Here is a 21745-nt window from a genome sequence, read left to right on the forward strand (position 1 = left end):
GTCCATATAACTAGATCAGTTATCGCGTGAAGGTAATGACCGATAGGGAATTTTCAGAAGTATCGGCTGATATATGGCGGGATTTATATAAATGGCATAAAGTGCCGTAGACGTGCTGAAAATTTCCTTTCCCGAGTAGTAAAAAAGACGCGGCCTGGTCGATATGGAAGGAAGGGACGGCGGTGTGAAAATAACCGCCGTCTTTTTATTTTGTATTCCCTCAAAATTATCGAAGGCGATGGTTTTTATCCTGCCGTCAATGCTGCAGTAGAGTATGACATATTCATTTAAAAATTCGTTATATGAGAGGGACGGTTCTCCCATCACGTCTTCCATGATTGGCGCGGCGTTTATCATGTTTTTTGTCCATCTACCGCCGGCGTCAAGGTATTCGTATCCGGACCTTTTTCTTATTAAAGAAGGACGAACCCGGGCCGTATAGGCAGGGACACGATTTTTCGAAGAAGGCCCATGGCCGATCAGGTAGAGATAATCACCCCTGCGGATCACGGCATCGCCGAACAGCGGTTCGCCCTCGTTAAAAAGCTTTACCGTTCGCTTGAATGATACCGCATCGCCGGGCTTCCACGCTTTCGGCTTGATCCACTCCGCAATCCCCACGCCGAATACACGGATGGGAAGGCCGCCGGGTTCTTTATTCGCCAGGTTTTTATCGATACAAACCAGCATATAATATACATAGACCGTGGCGTCTATTTGAATGCCGTCAATTGCCCAGAACCTCCATAGTGCGGGATCCTCTCCCGGAAATGGCTTAATGAATTGTGCGACTACGCCATTCTCTTTGTAGAACAGGAACTCCAGATCCGCAATTGTCGAATCATCGGGTATAGCCGTAAAGGCCAGTGAATTGCTGAGCATGCCCTTCATGACCGCCGTGTTTTCAAAGGTATCATTCACGGAAAGATCACCCTTCCATGACCCTACAATGGTGTCGCCGAAGGTCCACATCATGACATTGTCGATCAGGATCGGCGTGCAGCCATCCTGTCCTATGACGCTGTTTTTTCTGCTTATGCCGAATATACCCAGGTTTGCAATCGTATCGCGGGGATTGACAATTTTATTCTGCGGACCGCAAAAAAGAAATGACAGTCCCAATACAAGTGTCATAATTGAAGGGATTATTGTTTTGATTGTTATTCGTTTCCTGATCATCGGCTAACCATTATGCTGTAACGGCCATAAGCCATTACAATTTTATACGATACTATATATGATTCAATCATGCGGTCAAGAATAAATGGAAATCCGATAGATCATTTATAACCACGTTGACCTTTGCCATGATTTTATAAGCACGTATCTTGATATCGTACCCTTTATGCTAATTGTACAATATTACAAGGTAGAATAGCACAAGAGATGACTAAAACCAATAAAGTCACAAACGGTTACGATATGATAGTTATAGGCGCATCGACCGGCGGACCGCTGGCTGTTAAAACCGTGCTCAGGGAGCTGCCGGCCGATTTCCCCGTGGGAATAGCCTATGTGCAGCATATGCAGGCATCATTTTATGAACAGTATGCCCAGTGGCTCAATAATCAATTGTCCCTCTCCGTTAGACTGGCCGTCAATAACGATTATCCGTCTCCAGGCGAGGTGGTCCTTGCGCCCGCGAGGTTCCATCTTGTATTCGAGGACTGCAGGCTTGTCCTTGATGATTCGCCGCCGATAAAGAACCTCCGCCCCAGTGTCGACAAGCTCTTTGTTTCCGCGGCAGATTGCTTCGGGGAACGGCTTATCGGAATTATCCTGACAGGCATGGGAAGCGACGGCGCTGTCGGCTGTTGCGAAATCCTGGCGCATAACGGCTATACCATCGCCCAGGACGAGGAAACGTCCATTGTCTATGGCATGCCCAAGGTTGCTCTGGCCCGTAATGGCGTCACCGTGGTCCTTCCTCTTGAAGAAATAGGCCACCATCTGAAAGATTTGATTGGAATTTCCCGATAATAGCGAAAGAATGTATCGGGGATTATATTATCCGGAATACCATGGCTGAAACATTTTAAAATGAGCCGTTAAATCAATCTTGACAAAATATATAATGTTTTGATTGTTACGGACCAATCGTTCTGGAGCATTCCCTTGAAAGAGGAATGAATTCGTTTTTGGTTATGATAATACCGTAACCATTTGAAATCCTTCAAATCCAAACAGTACATTAATGAATAAAAAAGTAGTCATCACCGGAATGAATATCATATCCTCTCTCGGCCTGACTCTTGAAGAGAACTGGAAAAACTTACTGGCCGGAACAAGCGGCGCGGGCCCCATAACATTGTTTGATCCCTCCGGGTGCGAGACGCGGATCGCCGCGCAGGTGCCGGCTGCGTTCGATGAGTACGCGGCAGCATACTGCAAAAAACGCATTGCACAGCAGATGACACGGGTTACAGCCATGGCCTTCGTGTGCGCCGCCGACGCGATCGCCGCAAGCAGTGTTGATTTTAAATCACTTGATCGCTCCCGATGCGCGGTCATCATGGGAGCCGTATCAACAGGGAACTCGTCCGTGGAACATGGAACGACACCACGGAACAGGATCGTCAAAAGCATGAGCAATGCCATCCCTGCCTGGATTTCCCTTCACTACGGATTGGAGGGCCCGAATTTTACGGTGAACACGGCCTGCGCGTCATCGGCCTATGCCATGGGGCTGGGCTTTGACATGATCCGTAACGGGATGGCCGATATGGTAATCACCGGCGGCGCCGATTCGACTGTCAATCCAGAGGAAATCACCGGGTTCAACGAAATGTACGCATTGAGCACCCGCAATGACGAGCCGGCCAGGGCGAGCAGGCCCTTCACAAAAGACAGGGATGGTTTTGTCCTGGGGGAAGGGGCGGGAATCATCATCCTGGAGTCGGAGGAATCAGCCCTCGGAAGAAAAGCGTCGATAGTGGCGGAGCTTGCCGGGTACGCCATTACCAGCGAGGCGTATAACATCATGGCGCCGCGGCAAAACGGCGAAGGCATGGCCGCAACCATGAAGCTGGCACTCAGGAACAGCGGCATCGGAGCCGGGGAAGTGGATTACATCAATGCCCATGGCACCGCCACGACGCTGAACGATCTTTACGAGACCATGGCCATTAAAGCAGTGTTCGGCGAAAGGGCCTGTTGCATTCCAGTGTCATCCTCCAAGTCGATGATTGGCCATACCATAGCCGCTGCCGGGGCCATCGAAGGCGCCATAACCGCCATGAGCATACGGTACCAGATCGTCACACCGACGATAAATTACGATACCCCGGACCCTGACCTGGACCTGGATTACGTGCCCAATAATTCGCGGCCCCATAAAATTAATGTTGCAATATCCAATTCTTTTGCTTTTGGTGGTCATAATGCGACAGTTGTATTGAAAGCATATCAAGGCTGACATAACGACTGTCAAGGCCTGTACCTATATCCTCAGGAGTATCCTATGGCGAAGATCGATAGCGGAACGAGGGAAGAAGTCCGCAGAATAGTCTACGAATTCTTTTCCGAAGAATGCGAAGCGGCCATCGAAGAATTGAGCGACACTACCAATGTCATCAAGGACCTCGAGGGGGATTCCCTGATGTTCCTGGAGCTCCTTGAAATTTTCAAGAAGAAGTACGGTCTCAACGTTGAATTGAAGACCGTTGGGAAATACGTGGTCAAGCACCCCGCTGAAACAATCGGCGCGATCATCACCATGACGCTTCTTATTATCGAACATGAGAACAAAATCGCCGACCTCGATTGACAGACACCGGATACCTGATTTGGAAAGAAAAAAAACCGCAGCCATTTTCCCCGCCTTCGGGTGCAAATACCTCGGTAACGAGCGCGAAATCCTTGATGGGATGTCGAAGGACCTCCACGAGTTGTCGGTGCGCGCGAATTCGGCCGTCGGCCTGGACATCGGGGAATTCCATGCCTGCAGGGATGGCTGCTTTTCCGATGAACTGCTCTCCCAGTACGCCGTGTACATATACAGCTGCGCAGTATCCAACAATCTCAAGCGGTTCGGACTTCACACGGACTATGCCGCCGGTTACAGCATGGGATTATACGCTGCGCTCTGCCATGCAGAATCGATAACCTTCGAGCAGGGACTCGATCTGATCACCAGGGCATATCAGGGCATCCGGGCAGTCGCTTCGGAGCTCCCTTTTGGAATCGGCGTCATTTCGGGCCTTACCCCGGAGGATGTTCGTCCCATTATCGCTGGATTTGACGATGTGGAAATAATCAATATTAACAACAGGCACAATCTCCTTATTTCAGGATATGAAGATAGCGTGAAGGCGATTCTCGCCATGGCCCATGAGCAGGGGGCGCTGCACCGCAAATATCTGACCTTCCATTCGCCCTATCACTCCCGTTTCATGAACGGCGCCGCGGAGCAATTGAAGAAATACATATCCTCAATGACGATCTATGATCCGCTATATCCGGTCATTTCGACCGTTGACCAGAGGGAAATGACCACCTGGCAGGACATTGCGGCTGACCTTGCCGGCAACATAAACAGGAACATAAACTGGCTGGCCACGGTGAACCACATGATCGCGGACGGCGTTGACGTCTTTATAGAATGCGGGCCGGGGAAAAGCCTCCACCGCATGGGCAAATTCATCGATGGCGGCTTCGAGATCTATCACCTCCAGAACCTCCAGGACCTGCTCGTTTCAGACAGGGTGTGCCCGTCGGCCAGTGCGATCAACTATTAACCTGAATGAAAATCCTTCTCGTAAATCCGCCGCGTTCGCCCCATAACGGCATCCTTGCCCATGCGCCGGACGAGGCGAAGCCTTTCATCCATAAGAAACTGATAGGTCCGCCCCTGGGGCTCATCACCATTGCCGCAGCGGCCCGGGAACATGATGTCAGGGTCCTTGACATGAAAGGCGAATACGACCTTGATCCTGCGGCGCCCGGGATCGAGGCGCTTGTGAATGAATGTCTTTTTCAATACAAGCCGGATATTGTCGGAGTGACCTTTATAGCATCTGAATTCCCCTATGGCATCGAGATCTTCAAAGCTGTAAAAAAACACAATCCTGCCATACGCACCGTTGCCGGAGGGCTCCATGCCACCGTCTGTACCGCCGATTTCACCGATAATTCCGTTGATGTCGTGGTGCCGGGCCAGTGCGCAGGTATTTTCATGAACCTTGTCAGGGCCATGGAAAAAAACATTCCCCTGGACAGGGTGCCGGGGATATATCTGAATACCCAGGACGGCCTCGTGTATACGGGTGACACGGGTAAAACAGGTGATGCCGCCGGCGATGATTTCATTTTCCCGGACCGTTCATATTTGAAGCGATGGATATCCACCTACTGCGTCGGCGGTTCTCCCCATCCCAGCACCTATATCTTCACATCATTGGGATGTCCGTACCGCTGCTCCTTTTGCTCAATATGGGGCCAGTTCGGCGGCCGGTACCTTCAGCGCGATGTGGAAAGCGTCATTGACGAGCTGAAAATGGTCGACGATTACCCGGTGGTGAGGTTCGCCGATGCCAATACCATCGTCAACGACCGGTTCATCGACAGGCTCTTCGACAGGATCAGGGAGGAGGGCATTGAAAAATTCTTTATCATGGATATACGCTTCGACACTGCCGTGAAGCATCCAAAGCTCATTGAAAAGCTCGCCCGCGGGGGCCTCAAGGTGGTCATCTGCGGATTCGAGTCCTTCAAGGAGGAGGAATTACGCCGGTACCGCAAGGAAGCTCCGGCACGGCTCATTGAAGAGGGCATCGGCATTTTCCACGCCAATGGTATCATGGTGCGGGGAAACTACGTGATACCGGCCGATTACACGGAAGATGACTTCAAGGCAATGGCCGATTACGCAGGCTCCCACAGGGTTGTCTATGCCGGGTACACGATACTGACCCCCATGCCAGGAACCGATTATTATGAAACAGTCAGGGACCGCATCATTGATTATGATCTTTCTAAATACAATTTCTTCAACTGCGTGTTTAAAACGTCCCTTCCGGAAGAGCGCTTCTATGAAAACGTCGGGAAATTGTGGCTGATTAAGGAAGGTTCGGATGTGATTTGAAATCGGACAAGGCCTTGCCTATACTGATTTGCCGAAATAGGTCAGGGCGTAACCGGCCTGCATGAATTTGCTCACCTCTGTGACGAAGCTTAAAATAAGGTCGCCATCGACGAGTTTTTCTTCTCTCAGTATCCTGTCGAGGCAAATGAACACCATGGGAGGGCCGGAATATCCCATCTTCGCTATTTTCGTGTAAAGAGTGCCGGCCGGGATCCCCAGGGCTGCGCATTCCTCCAGCACGAGGTCCGATATATGCTTGGAGGGAAGGTTGACCTGGAAGAAGCGCAGCCTCGACAGGTCGATATGATAGGCGTCTATCATTCTCTTCAGACCCTTGGCGAAAACCGTGCCGTCAGGGTCATGGAAATATGACTGCAGGTGCTGAAACATCTGGGACAGGTGGTGATATCCCCGCTCATATTCGTCCCGGGGATTCATCCAGTAGGCGGGACGGCGGTTCCCCATGGAAGACGGCTTTTTCCCTCCCACTGATTCCATGTAGGTGTGGTCGAGGTAAAGCCCGTTGCCCTTCATATCGCGACTCTCCAGCACCAGGGCGCCGGCTCCGTCGCAGAGGAACCATCGGAGGAAAAGGTCCTCTTTCCTGATCAGGGGCTGGTTGTAGTATTCCGCCCTGAGCTCCGATGATGATATCCCAGAAGATAGCACCAGGGCGTTGCGGTACCTCCCGTTTCGCAGGAGGTCGCCGGCCAGGAGCAGGGCCTTGTACGCGGAGGTACAATTGGCGTGGATCGACAGCTCGGCGCACCGCTCGATTCCCAGGGCCTCCTGGATCCGGACCGACGGCGTCGGCATCTGGTCCATGTGAGCGCTGCCGTACACAATCAGCTCGATATCGCGGCTGTCGATGCCAGCCATGGCCAGGGCCTCGCAGGCAGCCTTTACCGACATGGTGACATTGTCCTCGGTGAATTCCCGCGTGACGGGGTCAATGGCGTAGTGATACTGCTCGACATCGAGCATTTCCTTCATGAGGGGGCCCATCCGCTCCATCCATTTCATCACCCTTGGGGGCGCGTCGGTTATCTTGCCAAGGTACCGGTCTATATCGTCAAAAGGCACAGGGTTCCCGGGAAGAAAGGAGCCGCTCCCTGATATCTGAACATAAGTTTCCCTCGGATGATTTAAAACGGGATTCATGGTTCTATCTCATGTAGTCATAAATATAGCTGTTCATTCCCAATCTGTTGTAGCGCCCAGGAATAAACTTGATAAAATTGATTGCCGCGGTAACAACATCTTTTTTCGGCACGATTTTATCAACAATTTTCCACTGATGGGCCTCCTCCGAGGTAAAGCTTGATCCTGACAGGACCAGTTCCATGGTCCTGGGAAGGCCGGCCAGGGACGCCATGTTAGATATACCTCCGCATCCGGGAATGAGGCCGAAGGTAGATTCCGGAAGTCCCAGGACCGAGCCGTTTCCGCAGATCCGGCAATGGCAAAACAGCGCCAGCTCAAGGGCTGAACCGAGGCAGACGCCCCTTATGGCGGCAACGACTGGTATGGTAAGGTTCTCGAAAAAAGTAAAGGATCTGAGATTATCGCTAAGTATGGATGATCTGTCCTGATCGAGGTCGGATTTTCCATGACCTTTAATGGCGCTGATAAGGTCATCCAGGTCGGCGCCGGAAGAAAAATGACGGCCCTCGCCATATATGACAATACCGGTTACGTCAGACAGGGGGATCACTTCCTCGGTAAGACGCCTCAATTCAGAAAAAAAAAGCGCGTCATACTGTTGGACGGAGGATCATTGAGGACAAGATGACCGATGGTATCTTCGATATGCCATTCCGGATTATTCATGGACCTTCACCGCGAGACGGCAGAACATTTTCGTTTCCTCTTCCATGGCCTGCTGGGCGGTCATGGTGCGTGAATTGTTAAGGGCTCTGACAATGGAGCGAATCACTTCGACGGGCCTCTGGGCAACCATTTTTTTCATCAGGGATAGTGAAAATTGAAGCGCTTCCTTCGGCGGTGTCACATGGTCCACGAGTCCGATCTCCTTTGCCCTGGAGGCATTGACAATATCGCCTCCCAGGATCATCTCCATCGCCTTCCCGTGGCCGATCATGCCGGGAAGACGTACGGTGCCGCCCATGCCAGGCATGATGGCGTGATTGACCTCCGGAAAGGCCAGAAGTGAGTTCTTGGCGCATATCCTCATGTGGCAGGCAAGGGCTATCTCGAGGCCGCCGCCGAAACAGGCGCCTTCGATTGCTGCAATGGTCGGCACCGGTATCGCTTCAAAATCGGCAAGAAGCTCCTTGCCGTCATGAATGGAAGACATGAGGAGGGCCTCATCCGCTGCTATTTCACGGAGCCTGTCAAGGTCGGCCCCGGCTGAAAAATGCCTTCCTTTCCCGATTACGATGATCCCTTTCAAAGTATCATCTTCGATCCACCGGATCAACGATCCAGGATCGACAAATACGGCATCGGTAAGACGATTTTGTGGCGGATTATCAATGGTCATAATGCCGATGGAGTCCTGAATTTCCCATGTTACGAGCCGAGATTGTTCCATTTATGACATTATCTCCCGGTTATGAAAAATTCCGGAATATCGTGGGGAACACGGTCACTGTCGACCAGTAATGTCTTGATGTTCCCCCGGGCAATGATCTCACCCGCGGCCGCGTTACGGATAACATGGGTGAAAACAAGATAGGGCGGCGCGTTGTGCATATCCGTCTCCACGACCAGCTCGTCGAAGACCCTGGATTCTTTTGAATACCGGATATTTGCCTCTGTCACGACCAGGATGAGGCCATTGCTCTTAAAGTATTCGAAAAGGTCCCTGGACCTGAGAATCTCCCAGCGGGCCTGTTCAAAATAATTAAGATAGACCGCGTTGTTGACATGGCCGAATGAGTCGATCTCATAGCCGCGGACTGTTATTGGATATTCATATGACATTGAGCGTTCCAGTTGCAGACAATTATAGACGAATTTATATAACAGGCAAGCGGGATTCGGTCCAGGGCAAAAAAAAGCAATGCATGAGTCTTCTTGAACATGGGGTTTGCTTGTAAAATTATATCATGGATTTTATAATTGCATTATTATACGGATCTGGATAGATAGAGACAATTTAATATGAAAGCAGCGGAAAACAGGACAATCGGCGTTATAGGCAGCGGCCGCATGGGGACCGATATCGCCTATTTCCTCAACGAGTTGAATTTCAATCTTGTGTGGATTTGCATAGACGAGGAAGAAAAATTTCGCCTCAATAAGTCGTTTAAGATAAAAACAGACCGTCTATCAAGAAACGGCATTATCAGCCATGATGAGCTCCGTAAAAGAACAGACGCGATGGTGATTTCCTGCTCCCTGCGGGATATCTCCTCCTGCGATATTATCATTGAAGCCATAGACGAGAATGCCGCTGCCAAGGTGAAGCTCTATACGGCCCTGGAGCCGTTTGCCCGTGATAAGGCCATAGTCGTCACCAATACTTCATCGTTCAGGCCTTCCAGCCTGGTCCGGGAGGGTATGCTGAAACACCGATTCGCAGGGCTCCATTTTTTCTTCCCTGTGAAAATGAAAAAAATAGTTGAACTCATTACAACTGAATATACGGATGATGTCAGCATTGCCGAATTGCGCGATTTTATCAGCGTCATGGGTAAGTTTTGCCTCGAGATGCCCGAGAATGAAGGCTTCGTGCTTAACAGGCTGTTCCTTGACTGCCAGGCCCAGGCGGTGCGCCTTCACCGGGACGGCAATATCGACATGAGAGCGATTGATGCTATCGTAAAGGGATCCATATTCCCAAGGGGGGTTTTCGAGTTCTTCGATGATGTCGGGATAGATGTGATGCGTCAATCTGTGATCAATTATACCAGCCAATTGAATAACAGGGATTTTTATAATCCGTTGCTGGATTTCCTTGCAGATCTCTTGTCAAGGAACAGGCTTGGCCGCAAGTCCGGATCAGGCTGTTACGACTATCCTGTCGACATTGCATCACTTGACTTGCCCGGTGAGAAAAATAAGGAAGAAATAATATCGCTACTGAGGGCCATTTATATCAATTCAGTCTTCAAGGTCCTTGAAAAAAAAATCTGGTCCGTCGATGACATGGAATTCGCCGTTAAAGAATATATGGACATGGAAGAGGGCCCCCTGGCGCTGGCTGAAAAAATCGGTCATGGCGCGATCAGGGAGATTTTGAAGCGCCACTACGATACAACCGGCTTTGAAGCCCACAGGCCGTCATCATTGTTATGACGATAATGGAAGGGCATGCTCCGGCTGAACATTCATGAAAAAAGTACTGCTGATAAATACCAACACAGAGAAAAAACCGTACCCGGTGCCTCCCCTGGGACTCTGCATCATCGCCGGGGTCCTTGAAAGGAATTACCGTGTAAAAATTTATGACGGCGCCTTTGATGAAGGGAAAAACCTGCACCGGACGATAAATGATTTCATGCCGGATTATATCGGCGTATCGATACGCAATATAGATGACATGGATATCATCAATCCCACCAACTATATTCAATCAATTCTGGAGCAATTCATCAGACCGATCCGGAAGGCCACCCGGGCGCCTCTGATACTGGGCGGAAGCGCCTTTAGCATCTTACCCGATTATCTGATGACATATTTTGACGCCGATTTCGGTGTCATCGGGGAAGGTGAGACCGTGTTGCCGAGGATCCTTCACTGCCTTGATAATGGCGATGACCCCTCGCGGTTACCCGTCGTAATAAGCCGCGATAAAAGGATCTTTTCCGGTGAAAATAATGATGTTGCCATGGCGGGCATTCCCTATTCCGAGATCGACCAAAGGATCGATTACGGGCCCTACAGGGCGCGGAGCTCCTACCCGGTACAGACGAAGCGGGGATGCGCTCACCGGTGCATCTATTGCACCTATAACTGCATAGAGGGATACCGCTACAGGACCAGGCCTCCCGAACGGGTGGCGGAGGAAATCAGGGAGGCTTCGGAGCGCCTGGGACAGGTGACCTTTGAATTCGTAGATTCCACATTCAACGATCCGCCGGGCCATGGCGAGGCCATTTGCCGCGAAATAGTACGCCGCGGCCTCAGCGTGCGTCTCCGGACCATGGGTATAAATCCGTGCAATGCTTCCCGGGAGCTATTTGACCTGATGAGCCGCGCCGGTTTCACACAGATCGACTGTACTCCCGATTCCGCGTCTCCCTCGATGCTTGCTGGACTGGGCAAGAACTTTACTCTGGCTGATTTACAGAATACGGCACGTATCATTCGTGACGCTGACATGCCCACCATGTGGTTCTTCATTTTTGGAGGTCCGGGCGAAACGGAGAATACGATCGCAGAGTCTTTTGATTTTATCGATAGCTTCATCAGGCCACGGGACATGGTCCACATGACCTGCGGTATGAGAATATACCCCGGCACGGGCCTGCACAGACGCGCTATTGAAGATGGAATCATCGGCCCTGACGATGACCTTGCTCCAACACGATTCTATGTTTCACCGGCCATCGGTAAGGAACGCCTCTTTGACATAGTCAAAACAGCGTCGATGTCACGTCCAAACTGCGTTCCTGTCATGGAATCCAGCCCGCCACCGGAAATGATGCGCGAAGCGATGAAAATGAGGGAGGAGGGCGCCCTTGCAGAGCCGATGTTCAGGACCCTCCTCAGGCTTCGGTACCGGAAGTTCGGGAAAGAAATGGACTGAGGTAAATAATTTGACAAAACCTTTATGGCATTATAATGTCTAATAGATTAATAACTGTCGGCAACCAGCTGATATGAAAAATATGGAATATACAATGAGAATATCTATCCTCTGTTTTGTATCCGCCCTTATATTGATTATAAGCTATCCAGTCGAAGCGAAGAAAGCCCCTTTTGACGTCAGCAGGGGGACTGTCAAGATAATTCGCACGGCAATACGGCCTGATTACAACCTGCCCTGGAAAATGAAAGAGCCTGAAACCGCTGTCGGTTCCGGTGCGATCATCAACGGGCACATGATTTTGACCAACGCCCATGTCGTATCCGATGCTACATACATACAGGTACGAAAGGAGATAGACCCGGAGCTCTATGACGCAGAAATCATGTTCATTGCCCATGACTGCGACCTGGCCCTGCTCAGGGTCAAGGACCCGCGCTTTTATGCAAATACCCAGGTCCTTGAGCTGGGAGAAATTCCAGAATTAAGGTCGATGGTCACCACCTACGGATACCCGATGGGAGGCAGCCGCATTTCCATAACGGCGGGCGTGACGTCGCGGATTGAGATAGGCGAATATTCCCACATGGGGAGCGTCTCTTTCATCATGATCCAGACGGACGCGGCCATCAATCCCGGAAACAGCGGCGGCCCCGTCATACAGAACAACAGGATCGTGGGTGTAGCCTTCCAGGCCAGCGCCAACTCGGACAATATCGGCTACATGATACCTGTTCCGATAATCAAGCATTTCCTCGAAGACATAAAAGACGGCAGCTATGACGGATTTCCCATGCTGGGAGTCTTCACCGAGACCCTGGAGAATATCAGCTACCGGCGCTACCTCGGAATGAAGGATGACCAGAGCGGGGTGCTGGTTTCCGTGACGATCCCGGGAGGCGGCGCCGAGAAAGCCCTGCGCCGCGGAGACGTGATACTGTCCATCGATTCCGTTCCGATCGCCAATGACGGAACGATCCGGTTCATGAAAGGGAGGATCTTTTATTCGTACCTCATAGACCTCAAGCAGATCAATGAGACTGTGCGCCTCGCGGTCCTTAGAAACGGAAACGTCATCAAGGTGAGCTATCCCCTCAGGACATATCCGTCAAGGATATCCTGGTTCAATGAATTTGAAAAACTGCCCCGCTACTGCGTCGTGGCCGGCCTGATTTTTCAGCCCCTTTCCAAGGAATATCTCATGACCTGGAACAAGTGGTGGCATACGGCCGACCGGCGCCTGCTCTATTACTATACCTATCACATATCGGACAACCTTTTCCCCGAGAGGCGCGAATTCGTGGTGCTCAACAGGGTGCTGCCGGACCCGGCCAACACCTATCTTTCGGATATTCACGACAAGGTGGTCGATTCCGTCAATGGCGTCAAGATCAGGTCCCTTAGCGACATTGCCGAGGCTTTCGCAAAACCGGCCGGCGCTTTCCACGTCATTCAGATAGATGGCACCACCTGTCCGCTGGTTATCAAATCATCCGAGGTCGATGGCGCGAACAGTCGCATTAAGAATAAATATGACATCCCAAGGCTTATGAGACTGCAATAACAGACGGAGAATTCCAATAATGAAATTTCGTGTTATCATAACTATTCTGTCAGCTCTGTGCCTGGGCGTTCCAGTAATGGCCCAAACTATCGAAGACAGCGTGGTAAATATCCTGGTTACATCGCAAAAGCGTGATTATGCGTCGCCATGGCAGAAGGGCGAAGTCGTCCGATCGAGCATAACAGGCTGCGTCATCGAAGGCAATCGCATCCTCACGGCCTCATATTCCTTGACCGATAACATCCTCATAGAGGTCATGAAAAAGGGCGAAAGCCGCAAGTATACCGCTTCGATAGAGATAAAGGATTATCAAAGCGGTGTGGCCCTGCTCCGCGTTGAGGATACGTCTTTTTTCAATGGCCTCAGGGCCGTCACGTTCCTGCCTTCAGGAGCAATGAACGGCAGGAGCGCCCGGGTCTATAAATGGGACTCCCTGAGCAGCCTCAAGGAATACCTGGCGGAGCTCACCAAGACATCGGTACGATTCTATGATCCGAGCTGCGGCGTCCTCATGCACCAGTTTTCGACCAGCATGAACGAGGGGGGCAACGGCGAACCGGTATTTATAGATTCCAGGCTGGCCGGTATAGCCACCGGTCTCAACGCCGAGTCCAAAACGCTTTTCGTGATAAGCTCCGAGATGGTTAAGCGCATGATCAAGGACGCGTCAGACGGATCCTACGAGGGGCTCCCCTTTTTCTGGATCGACAGCGTCGAACTGCAGGGGGATATAAACCTGAGGGAATACTACGGAGTCGGCGCCGGTGAGGGCGGTGTGCTTGTTACCGGTATTCCTGGCATCAGCAGCGGAAGCGATGTGCTCAAAAAGGACGATATCATCCTTGCTATCGACGGCCATGTGTTGGACGATAAGGGTAATTATGATTCGCCCTATGGTAAGTTGTACTATTACGGACTGATACAAATGGATCATTTTGCCGGCGAAGAAGTGACTATGACGATTTTAAGAAATAAGAAAAGAATACCGGTGAGGTTCAAGCTCAAACAGATCCCGGATGAATGCTGCGGCATACCCCTGATATCATATGACTCGGAACCGCTCTATTACATTTTCGGCGGCCTTGTCTTGATGGAGCTCAATGCCGGTTATATGGAGTCATTCGGACAGGACTGGAAGCAGAAAGCGGACAAACGCCTCCTGTATTATTTCGACAACATGAAAAAAATCGCCGAGAGCGGACTTGACGCGAGAGTTATCATTCTCAGCCGTGTACTTCCGGATACGATAAATAAGGGATATCAATTCCAAAAAGATCTGGTGCTGATAAAGTTCAACGGTTCCTCGGTGAAAAACCTTTCTGGCCTGAAAGCGGCCATTGACGCGTCACGGGATCGTTTTATTGTCCTTGATTTTGCCGGTGAAACGTCGATCGTTATTGACCGGGAACTGGCTGTTCATAACGCGCAAAACCTGTTTAAGACTTATAATATTAATCGGTCTCATAATATTCGCGGCAATTGATCACAGTGCCCGCAAACCACGCGGCTTGGTGCGGGGAATTCTATTATCAGCGTTTTCATGCTTGACATCCGGGGTCTATACTCGTCAATTTCTCCAATGGCAATGAACATGATCATGAGAATAATCCTATCAATCCTGCTGTGCCTTGTTCCCGCCACCTTGTCGGCCATGGAGGATGAAAAAAGCGATTCATCCGCACTTTCACGGGCCGTCGATATCGATAAAGCTGACAAATCCGAAAAGACCGAAAAGCTCGGCGCGGCCGGGAAACAAAAAAATGAAAACCACGTGACCCCGGAAGAGCTGGCCGAGCGGATTAAGACCGACAAGATAAAGAAATCATCGATTCGCTATTCCATCCTTTTCGGGTTCCCGGTCAATACCTACGTGGTGGCCATGCTGACCTGGGACTGGGGAAAGACCACGAAATTCCGTCTGTCCCATGAGGGCTGGTTCGGGGCTAATACCTATAGCGGAGGAGCCGATAAGGCCGCACACATGTATTCTCATTACTTATTGATGAGGGTTTTTTACAATATTTTCAACTACACTGAAAGCGGGAAGCCCATAAAGTGGGCCTACGCGGCCGGTCTGACCGGCTTCCTGGCACTGGGCATTGAGATCGGAGACGGATTCTGCAAGAACCAGCACGGCTTCAGCGTAGCGGACCTTACCATGGGCTTTCTTGGCATAGGCATCGCCTCGATCCTTGAGCTGTTCCCCGAGGTCGATGCCTTTGTCAGCCTCAGCGCCCAGTACATCCCGACAAAATATTTCAGGAAATACCCACAGAGATTGAAATGGCTGATGGACGACTACAGCGGCTGGAGGTTCATGGCCAATATCAAGCTGGCGGGATTTCGATATATCGGCATCAACGTCCCGGAGTTCATGCGGTACATCCAGTTTGACATAGGATACTATACGAAAGGCTATACGAAATATGATTACCGGTACGCGGAGATACAGAGGACCATGACCACGCATGGAAAAACGAGAAACATTTACATCGGCATATCCGTCAACCTGGCCGAATTCATCAAGGATTTTTTCAAGGATAAGGACAGCCTCGCCTGCCGCGCCCTCCAGCAGCCCTTCAAGTATTACCACGTTCCTCTGGGCGTAGATCAGAGGTTCAGATTGTAAAGGGGGATCCCATGAAAGAAAAAGACGCTGCCGTTGATTACAAGGAGCACCAGCTCATACTCTATGTCGAAAAAAAGGACGGCTCCTACGGGCCGGTGAAAACAGGCTCGTACATTTCAAAGAACTACATCGATGATTTCTGGTACAAGCGCCACAACCTTGAGAAGGAGCTCCTGGAAAAGGTCCGTCGTGGCGAGATGAGCCCGGTGGCATATTACATGACCCTCGAGGAATTGACCCCTTCGGAGCTGGCCGCCAGGGTAAAGCTGAGCGCGCGCAAGGTGAAAAAGCACATGGACCCCGGACTTTTCGGCACTGCCACGCTGGAGCAGCTGAAACGATACTGCGGGGTATTCAACGTCCCGCTGGCGAACATGGTGCAGGCCATCGTGACGGATAAAAAAAACTTGAAAGTTTATGAAGAAAAAACTGATAATCCATTCTTCTCGATCTTGAAAATCGCTGCGGGGAAATAATGACATTCCAGCATAAAATGGCGGCCCATTGCGAGTCGGGGACAGTGACGGCCCTTCTGAATCATGGCGGCCTTGATATATCGGAACCCCTTGTCTTCGGCATATCCGCCGGCATATTTTTTGGATATTTCGAGTCAAAGAAGTTTCCGTTCCCGACCTTTGTCGTGCGCAACAGGCCGGGACAGATCCGTACCGGCATGGCCCGGCGCATCGGGGTATCCTTCAGGGAGCAGAGATTCAGGAACCCGGAAAAAGGAGAACGGGAGCTCGACAGGCTTCTGTCGGAGAAAATACCGGTGGCCTGCCAGACCGACTTTTTCTACATGAATTACCTGCCCAACCATGTGCGGGTCCATATCAACGTGCATTTCATCACGGTCGTGGAAAGGCGAGGGGATACATATATGGTAAGCGATTGCTATTCCCCGACCCTGGCTGAGCTTGACCGTGATTCTTTCATGAAGGCCCGTTTTGCCGGCGGCAGTTTCTCCCCGAAGGGTTTCCTTTTCCATCCTGTTTCTATACCGTCCGAAATCGATTACCGCACCGCCATCTGGAAGGGGATCAGGAGCGCCGCGTTCAACATGGTGAAGCTGCCGATTCCTTTTATCGGCGTCAAGGGGATCAGGCTCTTTGCCAAAAAGGTGGTGGACTGGCCCAGGCTCGCCAGGGACACGGAGCATCTTTCCCATGAAATAATGAAAATAAACATATTTCTTGAAGATCAGGGTACCGGCGGGGCCGGGTTCCGTTTCATGTACGCGACCTTTCTGCGCGAGGCATCCGAGCTGCTTAACGATCCGGACCTTCTGGAAATGTCAAAACGCATCATGGAGATCGGTGACCGATGGCGCGAGATATCGCTGTTTTCCGCAAGAATCGGCAAACGACGCGACTTCAGCCCGGAACGGCTGAAGGAATTGAGCGGCATGATCTACGACAGGGCCGATGCGGAGGAGCGTTTTTTCAGGGATATGCTGAAGCTCTGCAAATCAAAGAAATGAATACCATATGAGAGGACCGAATTATAATATGACTGAAAACAGCCTTAACGACGAAATAAAGCTGCTTATAATCAAAACGCTTAATATTGAGGATGTGCAACCTGATGAAGTGGTCGATGAAGATCCGCTGTTCGGCGAGGGAAACGTTCTTGGCCTGGATTCAATCGATGCGCTGGAGATCGTCATGGCCCTTCAGGAAAAATACGGCGTGCGGATCGACGACAAGAACCAGTCGCGCTTTATCCTGCGATCCATCGCCACCATCGCCGATTTCATAGAAAAAAACAGGACGAGATAGGCTTTTCTACGGCCCAACGTAAAATTCATCCTTTGAAACGTCGACGGCCCCGCGAAGCTTGGCCTGCAAAACAAGGGCGAAGATGGTTTTATGGATCCTGTCACCGTTGAATTTTGACAAATAAAAACCCGTGCGCCCGAGTATCTCTTTCCATGAATATCCCGCGTCACCGACATTTTTAAGGGCGTCGAATATTTCCTCATCGCGAATGGCGGGATTTCGGAAATTTATCAGTTTGCCGTCATCAAGGGTTCCTTCTTTTTTCAACCTTTGGTAGAGGCGCGTTCCCGGAAGCGCCTTCACCGGGAATATCACCGGTACTATCTTCATTTCATTGCAGAATTCAACGGTCCTGTAATAGGTGTCGATATCATCATCCTCATAGCCGATCACAAACCAGCCTGACACGAGGATCCCCTGGTCCTGGATGAAGCGGATGGAATCCTTCATGGAAGCCAATACATCTGACGAGGAAGGAGCTCCCATTTTTCTGATGGCTCCGGACTTCGCGAGTGTTGACGGATTAATTGATTCCATTCCGATGGCGGCGTAAATCAGCCCTGATTCGGCCGCCTTTTTGATGACGGCCCTACCTCTCTCATCCAATGCCGCATCGAGGTTGGCCTGCCCGGTCCAAAATCTTTTTTTCTTTAATCCTGAAATCGCGTCGTATAGATCGCAATAATAATCATACACGGGCGGCTTGCCGAAAACCGAATCATCGAGGATGTAGTAGTAATTCTTGAACGATTCAATCTCACGCACCACATCTGACACAGGCTTCATCCTGTAACCGGGACCGAATATTTCCGTGACCGAACAGAAGTCGCAGTTCACGGGACAGCCTCGAACGGCATACACCGTATCAAAAACATATTTTTTTCTATAAAGGGAGCGGATCGGGACGATGGTTTTTGTAAGATCCGGGTAGGTGTTGATCTTATGGATAGAGTATGGTCCCGGATCAAAGACAGCAGGCGAACAAACGTAAAAATTCCTGAGTTTCTTTTTTTCAGCGTCTGAAACGATAACGGGCCATAACTCCTCCGCTTCACCTACCGCCACGGCGTCAGCGTGCTCGATGGCGCGGAACGGCACCATTGACGGCTGCGGACCTCCGAGTACGACAGGAATTCCCCGCCGCCGGAATTCATCGGCGAGTTCATAGGCCCTGTTTTCCGCCGTGTATCTGAAGCTTATTCCCACCAGGTCGGCGGGCTCGTCGAAGCGCACATCGTCTTCCCATAACAGATCGACAAATGAATAATCATGTCCCGGGGCGGATCCGGCAAGTATCGGCAAAGACAAGGGCATGAACGGGTCGTTTTGACGAAGGGGATCGGTCAGGGATGCGGCGAGGATCAGTTTGATTTTCATGTATGCAATATTCTCAGCAATTGTGATTAAATGCAATTAATATTTGGTGACCACGCGCCGGTTTTTACCACGGATCAAAAAAGTAATTGAAAAATAACAATTTCCCCCGACACTATCATCATGAAATTGTCAACACGATCTCGATATGGCATCCGCGCTCTTCTGGATCTCGCCATGAACAGCGGAGATAAGCCTGTCAGCATAACCGACATTGCCAGGCGTCAAAGAATTTCACCGAGATACCTGGAAAATATCTTTCACGGCCTCAAGACAGCCGGCATCCTCGGAAGCTCAAAGGGGAAGGGAGGAGGGTTTTATCTTTCAAAACAACTGAAAGAGATAAGCGTTCTCTCGATCATTGACATTCTCGACGGTAAGCTCGCTATCGTTGATTGCCTTGAACATGAAGGAGAGTGTGAAATGGACGGAGAGTGCTATACCCGCATGATGTGGGAAAGCCTCAACAAAGAAATCCGCCGCGCTTTTTCAAATGTCAATCTGGATGATGTATTCGGCACAATCAAGAAATGACGCCTGTTACTTTTTCACGGCTGTGATGACCCCAAGTCCCGGCGTGCGCTTTATGCAAAAATCACGAATAGCGGAAAACCCGGATTCCTCGAGCCATCTTCTGACATCGCTCCTGTTGTGAAACGTTCCTTCGGTTGAATTATAAAGTTCCAGCTTCAAGAGGGCCGCATTGGTTTTCATCAACTGTGAAGATGGGACATGACCGAGATGGTCCATGATGATTATCATGCCCTGAGGCGCAAGGGATTCATGAAATTTTCTCAATAATACCACAAGTTCACCGGGCTTGAATATCCTTATCACGTTGAATACGAGCATGACATCATAACCGTTCCCAATAGGATCGCTGATGAAATCCCCGGCTTTGAAGGTTATTCGATCCGACAATCCGAATGATTCGATATTATCAACAGCCGTTTTTTCAGCCGGCTCCCAATCGTACACGATACAGGAGAGATTCTGGTATCGGAGGCATAATTCGATGCAGTACTGTCCGTGACTTCCGCCTATATCGATCACCCTCGCCGCGCCTGACGGTAATGTGACCTTTTTCAGGAGCTCCTGCGCCACGAGAACGGCCGAGCATTGCAATCCCGCATGGTAGGCGTTCCAGCATTCCGGATGCCGGTCGAGCCACTGCCATCCGGGTATATGGGGCTTACCGATTTGGATCGACCGGTCAAGATAATCCCACCGCAAGGACATATCGTTGAATTGATGGAACAGGGCAGCGATAGAGTAGGGTGAGCCCGACAGAAGCCATTTCCTGGTGCAGGCGGTATTTCGGTAGTATCCACGCTTCAGTTTGAGATACCCAAGATGGACGAGAGCATCGAGAAGCAGTATCAGCCCACGCTGGTCAACATTTATTACAGATGCCATATCGCCAGCATTTTTAGCTTCTGTTCCAAGACAGTCAAAAATGCCCAGCTTCAGCGCGGTCGCGACAGCCTTGAACGACAGCATGCCGAGAAGGTCGATCATCGGGGCCGGCCCCTTGTTGAGGCGGTTTATGCCAATTTTTTCCAGAGCGTTTAATGTAAGAGGCATGATGCAGCCCGGTATTAGTTTTTTCCGAAACCATAGTAGGCATGCTGTTGCGTGAAACCGGCAAACCCGTATTTTTCCGCGGTCTTTTCGAATTTTTTCCAGTTATCCCCGTAATGATAAAGGTAAAGTTTTTTCTTTATTTCAGCCGGGAGCTGGTTGAGCTCATCAATGCCGGCATGGACTCCGCCATTGAAAAACTGGCAGTCATGAAAGATAGCTTCGAAATTGAACTCCCTGTCATAATCGACCACCAGAGAAGGATCGTAGCGCGTATCGCTGCTGAAGAAGATACGATCGTCTATAATCACAGCGCAGCTCCAGAAAGAGCTCTGCCAGTCCGGTGCCGTGTCGGGAATATGCTTGGTGCGAACCATCTTGATATCGATGCTCCCGACTTTCACGGCGAAGGTATCCCGGGCATATTTAGGGATCTTGTCTGGCCTGATCACCTCGAAGAAGTCATCGAACGTTAGCACCTTGTGGGCCGTTCTCTCATTATGGCCGAGCCCGCCTCGCAGCGATGTTTCCCAGAGTAGATGCTGAAATGTTTCATTGATGACCATCACCGGCCTGCGCTTCGCGAAGTATCGTCCCATGATCGCAAGCTCTTCGAGACCGCCGATATGATCGGCATGGGAATGGGTGACGAGAATGTTACGTACATCGGTTATCGTCAGGCCGACGTCATGCATGGCCTGGGGGCATCGATGACCGCAATCGATGAGAAGATGGTCTTTACCCTTGATAACGACGAGAATGGTATGGTATTGCTCCTTGGTGAAAGCGCTGCCGACGCCGAGAAAAAAAATATCCAGGCCGCCTTTATTGGCAAGGGACAGCTTGCGCTTCCCAAGGGGTTTAATCTTCATACGACGCCTCAATGATTCGATAATGGAACATTCATGGTGATGTGTTGCTGCAAAATATCGAGTTGGAAAATAAAAAGTCAAGACTATTAACAGGCATATAATATTTTTTCGGCCGTTCATGATTACATTTAATCGGTTTGACATGATTG

General features: G+C 50.5%; 22 protein-coding genes. 14 read left to right on the top strand and 8 right to left on the bottom strand.

Annotation, left to right across the window (positions count from 1 at the left end; genetic code table 11):
- Positions 1-15: 15 nt before the first annotated feature.
- Positions 16-1134, bottom strand: coding sequence for a DUF4185 domain-containing protein (locus tag KA369_07700; protein MBP7735840.1), 1119 nt, complete (start codon positions 1132-1134; stop codon positions 16-18).
- 252 nt (positions 1135-1386) lie between these two features.
- Between KA369_07700 and KA369_07705 the strand changes: the two genes are divergently transcribed.
- The 5 genes from KA369_07705 (at position 1387) to KA369_07725 (ending at position 6082) form a co-directional block, all read left to right on the top strand.
- Positions 1387-1980, top strand: coding sequence for a chemotaxis protein CheB (locus KA369_07705; protein MBP7735841.1), 594 nt, complete (start codon positions 1387-1389; stop codon positions 1978-1980).
- A 214-nt stretch (positions 1981-2194) separates the two neighbouring features.
- The gene (locus tag KA369_07710) at positions 2195-3415 is read left to right on the top strand and encodes a beta-ketoacyl-[acyl-carrier-protein] synthase family protein (protein MBP7735842.1); all 1221 of its coding nucleotides are present in this window, start codon (positions 2195-2197) and stop codon (positions 3413-3415) included.
- A gap of 45 nt (positions 3416-3460) precedes the next feature.
- The gene (locus tag KA369_07715; GenBank protein MBP7735843.1) at positions 3461-3766 is read left to right on the top strand and encodes an acyl carrier protein; all 306 of its coding nucleotides are present in this window, start codon (positions 3461-3463) and stop codon (positions 3764-3766) included.
- A 19-nt stretch (positions 3767-3785) separates the two neighbouring features.
- On the top strand, positions 3786-4736 hold the full coding sequence (locus KA369_07720) for an ACP S-malonyltransferase (GenBank protein ID MBP7735844.1): 951 nt from the start codon (positions 3786-3788) through the stop codon (positions 4734-4736).
- Between the two features lie 5 nt (positions 4737-4741).
- The gene (locus KA369_07725) at positions 4742-6082 is read left to right on the top strand and encodes a radical SAM protein (GenBank protein MBP7735845.1); all 1341 of its coding nucleotides are present in this window, start codon (positions 4742-4744) and stop codon (positions 6080-6082) included.
- An 18-nt stretch (positions 6083-6100) separates the two neighbouring features.
- On the opposite strand, the gene KA369_07730 is transcribed toward KA369_07725, so the two are convergent.
- From KA369_07730 to KA369_07745, 4 genes are all read right to left on the bottom strand, one after another.
- Positions 6101-7243 (bottom strand): 3-oxoacyl-ACP synthase III family protein, encoded by a 1143-nt coding sequence (locus KA369_07730; protein MBP7735846.1) that lies wholly within the window; start codon positions 7241-7243, stop codon positions 6101-6103.
- 4 nt (positions 7244-7247) lie between these two features.
- Complete coding sequence (locus tag KA369_07735; GenBank protein MBP7735847.1) at positions 7248-7817, bottom strand: enoyl-CoA hydratase/isomerase family protein; 570 nt, start codon at positions 7815-7817, stop codon at positions 7248-7250.
- An 87-nt stretch (positions 7818-7904) separates the two neighbouring features.
- Positions 7905-8636: an enoyl-CoA hydratase/isomerase family protein gene (locus KA369_07740; protein MBP7735848.1), complete on the bottom strand. Its 732-nt coding sequence runs from the start codon at positions 8634-8636 to the stop codon at positions 7905-7907.
- 8 nt (positions 8637-8644) lie between these two features.
- Positions 8645-9028, bottom strand: coding sequence for an acyl-CoA thioesterase (locus KA369_07745; GenBank protein MBP7735849.1), 384 nt, complete (start codon positions 9026-9028; stop codon positions 8645-8647).
- A 180-nt stretch (positions 9029-9208) separates the two neighbouring features.
- On the opposite strand from KA369_07745, the gene KA369_07750 reads away from it, so the two are divergent.
- From KA369_07750 to KA369_07785, 8 genes are all read left to right on the top strand, one after another.
- On the top strand, positions 9209-10345 hold the full coding sequence (locus KA369_07750; GenBank protein MBP7735850.1) for a 3-hydroxyacyl-CoA dehydrogenase family protein: 1137 nt from the start codon (positions 9209-9211) through the stop codon (positions 10343-10345).
- A 34-nt stretch (positions 10346-10379) separates the two neighbouring features.
- Positions 10380-11798 (top strand): radical SAM protein, encoded by a 1419-nt coding sequence (locus KA369_07755; protein MBP7735851.1) that lies wholly within the window; start codon positions 10380-10382, stop codon positions 11796-11798.
- A 94-nt stretch (positions 11799-11892) separates the two neighbouring features.
- Positions 11893-13362, top strand: a complete 1470-nt coding sequence (locus KA369_07760; protein MBP7735852.1) for a trypsin-like peptidase domain-containing protein — start codon at positions 11893-11895, stop codon at positions 13360-13362.
- Between the two features lie 19 nt (positions 13363-13381).
- Positions 13382-14845: a hypothetical protein gene (locus KA369_07765; protein ID MBP7735853.1), complete on the top strand. Its 1464-nt coding sequence runs from the start codon at positions 13382-13384 to the stop codon at positions 14843-14845.
- Between the two features lie 114 nt (positions 14846-14959).
- Positions 14960-15991 (top strand): DUF2279 domain-containing protein, encoded by a 1032-nt coding sequence (locus KA369_07770; GenBank protein MBP7735854.1) that lies wholly within the window; start codon positions 14960-14962, stop codon positions 15989-15991.
- 11 nt (positions 15992-16002) lie between these two features.
- Entirely contained in the window at positions 16003-16467 is a 465-nt protein-coding gene (locus KA369_07775; protein ID MBP7735855.1) for a hypothetical protein, read from the top strand.
- Positions 16467-17471: a BtrH N-terminal domain-containing protein gene (locus tag KA369_07780; GenBank protein MBP7735856.1), complete on the top strand. Its 1005-nt coding sequence runs from the start codon at positions 16467-16469 to the stop codon at positions 17469-17471. The genes KA369_07775 and KA369_07780 overlap by 1 nt, the downstream gene beginning before the upstream one ends.
- 28 nt (positions 17472-17499) lie before the next feature.
- Complete coding sequence (locus KA369_07785; protein ID MBP7735857.1) at positions 17500-17769, top strand: acyl carrier protein; 270 nt, start codon at positions 17500-17502, stop codon at positions 17767-17769.
- A gap of 6 nt (positions 17770-17775) precedes the next feature.
- Here the strand turns inward: KA369_07785 and KA369_07790 are convergent, their stop codons facing one another.
- Complete coding sequence (locus KA369_07790) at positions 17776-19146, bottom strand: radical SAM protein (protein ID MBP7735858.1); 1371 nt, start codon at positions 19144-19146, stop codon at positions 17776-17778.
- A gap of 120 nt (positions 19147-19266) precedes the next feature.
- Here KA369_07790 and KA369_07795 point away from each other — a divergent pair, with 120 nt between their 5' ends.
- Positions 19267-19677, top strand: a complete 411-nt coding sequence (locus KA369_07795) for an Rrf2 family transcriptional regulator (GenBank protein MBP7735859.1) — start codon at positions 19267-19269, stop codon at positions 19675-19677.
- 6 nt (positions 19678-19683) lie between these two features.
- Here KA369_07795 and KA369_07800 read toward each other — a convergent pair whose 3' ends face one another.
- Positions 19684-20727: a methyltransferase domain-containing protein gene (locus tag KA369_07800; GenBank protein ID MBP7735860.1), complete on the bottom strand. Its 1044-nt coding sequence runs from the start codon at positions 20725-20727 to the stop codon at positions 19684-19686.
- A gap of 14 nt (positions 20728-20741) precedes the next feature.
- Positions 20742-21596, bottom strand: a complete 855-nt coding sequence (locus KA369_07805; GenBank protein ID MBP7735861.1) for an MBL fold metallo-hydrolase — start codon at positions 21594-21596, stop codon at positions 20742-20744.
- Positions 21597-21745: the final 149 nt, after the last annotated feature.

It is taken from the genome of Spirochaetota bacterium, from assembly GCA_017999915.1.
Lineage (GTDB): Bacteria > Spirochaetota > UBA4802 > UBA4802 > UBA5550 > RBG-16-49-21.

Coding starts and splice junctions, on each gene's coding strand:
- KA369_07750 (MBP7735850.1), top strand. CDS start 9,209: ATGAAAGCAGCGGAAAACAGGACAATCGGCGTTATAGGCAGCGGCCGC.
- KA369_07725 (MBP7735845.1), top strand. CDS start 4,742: ATGAAAATCCTTCTCGTAAATCCGCCGCGTTCGCCCCATAACGGCATC.
- KA369_07795 (MBP7735859.1), top strand. CDS start 19,267: ATGAAATTGTCAACACGATCTCGATATGGCATCCGCGCTCTTCTGGAT.
- KA369_07805 (MBP7735861.1), bottom strand. CDS start 21,596: ATGAAGATTAAACCCCTTGGGAAGCGCAAGCTGTCCCTTGCCAATAAA.
- KA369_07780 (MBP7735856.1), top strand. CDS start 16,467: ATGACATTCCAGCATAAAATGGCGGCCCATTGCGAGTCGGGGACAGTG.
- KA369_07730 (MBP7735846.1), bottom strand. CDS start 7,243: ATGAATCCCGTTTTAAATCATCCGAGGGAAACTTATGTTCAGATATCA.
- KA369_07760 (MBP7735852.1), top strand. CDS start 11,893: ATGAGAATATCTATCCTCTGTTTTGTATCCGCCCTTATATTGATTATA.
- KA369_07800 (MBP7735860.1), bottom strand. CDS start 20,727: ATGCCTCTTACATTAAACGCTCTGGAAAAAATTGGCATAAACCGCCTC.
- KA369_07770 (MBP7735854.1), top strand. CDS start 14,960: ATGAGAATAATCCTATCAATCCTGCTGTGCCTTGTTCCCGCCACCTTG.
- KA369_07790 (MBP7735858.1), bottom strand. CDS start 19,146: ATGAAAATCAAACTGATCCTCGCCGCATCCCTGACCGATCCCCTTCGT.
- KA369_07785 (MBP7735857.1), top strand. CDS start 17,500: ATGACTGAAAACAGCCTTAACGACGAAATAAAGCTGCTTATAATCAAA.
- KA369_07715 (MBP7735843.1), top strand. CDS start 3,461: ATGGCGAAGATCGATAGCGGAACGAGGGAAGAAGTCCGCAGAATAGTC.
- KA369_07745 (MBP7735849.1), bottom strand. CDS start 9,028: ATGTCATATGAATATCCAATAACAGTCCGCGGCTATGAGATCGACTCA.
- KA369_07705 (MBP7735841.1), top strand. CDS start 1,387: ATGACTAAAACCAATAAAGTCACAAACGGTTACGATATGATAGTTATA.
- KA369_07740 (MBP7735848.1), bottom strand. CDS start 8,636: ATGGAACAATCTCGGCTCGTAACATGGGAAATTCAGGACTCCATCGGC.
- KA369_07755 (MBP7735851.1), top strand. CDS start 10,380: ATGAAAAAAGTACTGCTGATAAATACCAACACAGAGAAAAAACCGTAC.
- KA369_07710 (MBP7735842.1), top strand. CDS start 2,195: ATGAATAAAAAAGTAGTCATCACCGGAATGAATATCATATCCTCTCTC.
- KA369_07765 (MBP7735853.1), top strand. CDS start 13,382: ATGAAATTTCGTGTTATCATAACTATTCTGTCAGCTCTGTGCCTGGGC.
- KA369_07700 (MBP7735840.1), bottom strand. CDS start 1,134: ATGACACTTGTATTGGGACTGTCATTTCTTTTTTGCGGTCCGCAGAAT.
- KA369_07775 (MBP7735855.1), top strand. CDS start 16,003: ATGAAAGAAAAAGACGCTGCCGTTGATTACAAGGAGCACCAGCTCATA.